Source organism: Acinetobacter harbinensis, from assembly GCF_000816495.1.
Lineage (GTDB): Bacteria > Pseudomonadota > Gammaproteobacteria > Pseudomonadales > Moraxellaceae > Acinetobacter > Acinetobacter harbinensis.
This window is the reverse complement of sequence record NZ_JXBK01000002.1, coordinates 85,679-88,881: the sequence shown is the minus strand read 5'-3', so window position 1 is coordinate 88,881 and position 3,203 is coordinate 85,679. Positions and strand designations below refer to the sequence as shown.

Here is a 3,203-nt window from a genome sequence, read left to right as displayed (position 1 = left end):
AGATTTCATCGAGATTTCCATCTTCAGCGACGAATTCAATAAATTCAAAGCCACAGAGTTCTAAAGGGTTGGCTAACTCATTCATACAACATCCTCATTTTTTAAAAGCAATCCGATTGCTTATTTTTAATACATCAGTTTTAGAACAAACAGAAAAATCATAGCGACTATCTAAATTTTTATGACAAATCCGTTTGCCTAATCTTTAATTTATCCTTGGCTATTTGGAGTACTTAAACCAAACAGCGTAGATGAACTTCATTTATTTTCCCATCATACTGTGCTTTTAATATTATTAAATACGTAATTAGATTATGTATTGCGTAATTTATATCGATCAATAGTGTAGCTATAAGATAAAGTAATGATATTAATAAAAAAATGTTTTACATCGCCATGCTGAGACTTAATTTTATAATTGTTTACTTTTGTAATGCTGACTAAATAAAGATTAATTGGTTAAAATTCATGCATTTGAGTATCAAGATTGAGCGACTATAGAGCGAGCTTACGACTCGGTTGCGTGAATAAATACAGCACTTTAGCAGGAATTTTGGCCGGATCATTTAGTGTATAAGGCATAAAACGGCTTAAACTCATTACAGAGCGATAATTCTGATTAACCTGCGGGTATGCAATCTAGGTTTACTGCTGCTCACAAAATTAAAGCACGCGCCACTGCATGCAAAAGAGCACTCGTCGCCTAGCATAAGGTGCTGAGTGCTCTGAACAGTGTTTCATTACCGCTTAAATCGACCATTCAGCATCTATTTTAGCCGTGCTGGTATTATTTTCTAGCTCATCGGCATGTAAGAACTGCGTATGCTGCGGTGCGCGTTTGGTGATTGACCACTGCTCGAGCATTTCGGCTTTCATCTGTTCGGTAATTAGGGCAATTTTCGCAGCCGCTTTTTCATCATCATAGGCCAATTCTAAGCGGTGACCATTCGGATCAAAAAAGTAAATCGAGTGGAAAATGCCATGGTTGGTAATGCCAAGGACTGCAATGTCATTGGCTTCTAAATGCGCTTTGGCTTCAATCAGTGCGGCACGATCTTTGACCTTGAGCGCAATATGTTGCACCCATTTCGGGGTGTTTTCATCGCGTCCCATTTCCGGTTGGGTGGGTAATTCAAAAAAAGCCAACACATTGCCATTTCCGGCATCTAAAAATAGATGCATATATGGATCAAAGGCTTTGGTCGAGGGAACGTAGTCTTCGGCAAAGGCTAAAATAAAGTCCATATTGAGATTTTTTTTATACCACTGCACCGTTTCTTTGGCATCTTTACAACGATAGGCGACATGGTGAATTTTTTCGATTTGAATGGTCATGATGAATATCCTTATTTAAAATTTATGTGGCATCCATTTGTACTTCGGGCGCAGCCTGCTGAAATGCCGCCAAAGTATTGCAATGCGCATAAATCGCGGCAATTTTGGGGTAGGCGGACAGATCCATATTGAAGCGTTTGGCGTTATAGACTTGTGGAATCAGGCAACAATCGGCAAAGCTTGGGCGATTGCCAAAGCAAAAGTGCGGATTGGAATCGCTCAGCTGAGCTTCTAATCCAGTGAAACCCAGTTCTAGCCAGTGCATATACCACGCTGTTTTTTGTGCTGCGGTGATGTTTAAAATGTCAGATAAATATTGTAAGACGCGCAAGTTATTCAGTGGATGCAGGTCACAAGCAATGCTTTGGCAAAATGCACGAATCCGTGCACGTTGTTGCAGCTCAGTTGGCAGTAAGGGAATATCGTTAAATTTTTCCTCTAAATACTCCAGTATGCTTAAAGATTGACTCAGAATAAAAGGCTGCTGCGCCTGCTGTTCAAGCAAAGCTGGTACCAATTGCTGCGGATTAATCTGTTGATATTCAACACTGTGCTGCTCACCACCATTGTTCAGCAAATGCACTGGAATAATCTGAGCCGTTAAGCCTTTTAGATTCAAGGCAATACGCACCCGATAGGCTGCTGAACTGCGAAAGTAACTGTATAATTGCATTGTCTTAGCTCAGGCTTATTCAGAAAAGTTAAATTCAACCGCCGGCAGAATCTGCCCCGAGACTTCACCAAAACCAATTCTTAAACCAGCTTTTTGACAGTAGCCTTTCATAATTAGGGTATCACCATCTTGAATAAAGCTACGTTGCTCGCCATTGGATAAGGTCAGTGGCTGAGTGGCATTCCAACTGATTTCTAACAGTGAGCCATAAGAATCCGGCGTCGGACCTGAAATGGTGCCTGAACCCATTAAGTCACCGACTTGTACATTACAACCAGCAATAGTGTGATGCGTGAGCTGCTGCGCCATCGACCAATACATATATTTAAAGTTGGTTTGGCTGATCAGCTCAGCTTGTTGCGCATGTTCAGTTTTAATTTCCACCGATAAATTGATGTCATAACTATTGCTGTGATGATCTTCCCGTAAATAAGCCAGCGGCCGCGGTTCTTGCACAGGAGAACTGGTTTTAAACGGTTCCAGCGCCTGCATAGTCACAATCCAAGGAGAGATAGACGAGGCGAAAGTTTTGGCGTTGAATGGACCTAATGGAACATATTCCCACTGCTGTAAGTCACGTGCTGACCAATCATTAAACAGCACCATGCCAAAAATATGTTCCCACGCATTTTTAATATCAATCGGTTCACCCAGCGCATTGGCTTGACCAATAATAAAACCAGTTTCAAGTTCAAAATCCAGTTTACGACAGGCAGAGAAAACCGGACGTGCTTGATTGGGTAATTTGATCTGACCCGATGGACGAACGACTGGCGTACCACTGACAATCACTGAACTGGCACGACCGTTATAACCCACCGGAAGTTCAGACCAATTCTCTAATAAGGCATTTTTAGGATCACGGAACATACAGCCAACATTGGTTGCATGTTCTTTAGAGGAATAAAAATCGGTATAGCCGGGAATATGCACCGGTAAATGCAGTGTCACTTCAGCTTGTTTAAAAAAGACTTGATCACGTAAGGCCTGATTGTCGCGTAAGCGGCTATTTTTTGCGGACAGTAACGCTTGTAATTCTGTCCGCACTTTAGCCCAGTGCGCTTTTCCGGATTCAATAAACTTATTTAAGGTGGCTTGATTAAAATAGCGCTCACCCTGCTGAATTTCAAGAAAGCCATGCGCTTCTAAGGCCGCCAGATCAACCACCCATTCACCTAAGGCAACACCGACTCGA

Annotated in this window: 4 protein-coding genes; all 4 read right to left on the bottom strand. The window is 41.8% G+C overall.

What is annotated here, in order from left to right; translation table 11 throughout:
* A partial coding sequence (locus SE27_RS14585; RefSeq protein WP_455550010.1) for a hypothetical protein occupies window positions 1–85 on the bottom strand: 85 nt, incomplete at its 3' end.
* Window positions 86–747: 662 nt separating this feature from the next.
* On the bottom strand, window positions 748–1,335 hold the full coding sequence (locus tag SE27_RS12590; protein ID WP_039624142.1) for a VOC family protein: 588 nt from the start codon (window positions 1,333–1,335) through the stop codon (window positions 748–750).
* Window positions 1,336–1,357: 22 nt separating this feature from the next.
* Entirely contained in the window at window positions 1,358–2,008 is a 651-nt protein-coding gene (gene maiA, locus SE27_RS12585; RefSeq protein WP_039624140.1) for a maleylacetoacetate isomerase, read from the bottom strand.
* 15 nt (window positions 2,009–2,023) lie between these two features.
* Window positions 2,024–3,203 (bottom strand): fumarylacetoacetase (gene fahA, locus SE27_RS12580; RefSeq protein ID WP_455550001.1); only part of this gene is annotated, 1,180 nt, incomplete at its 5' end.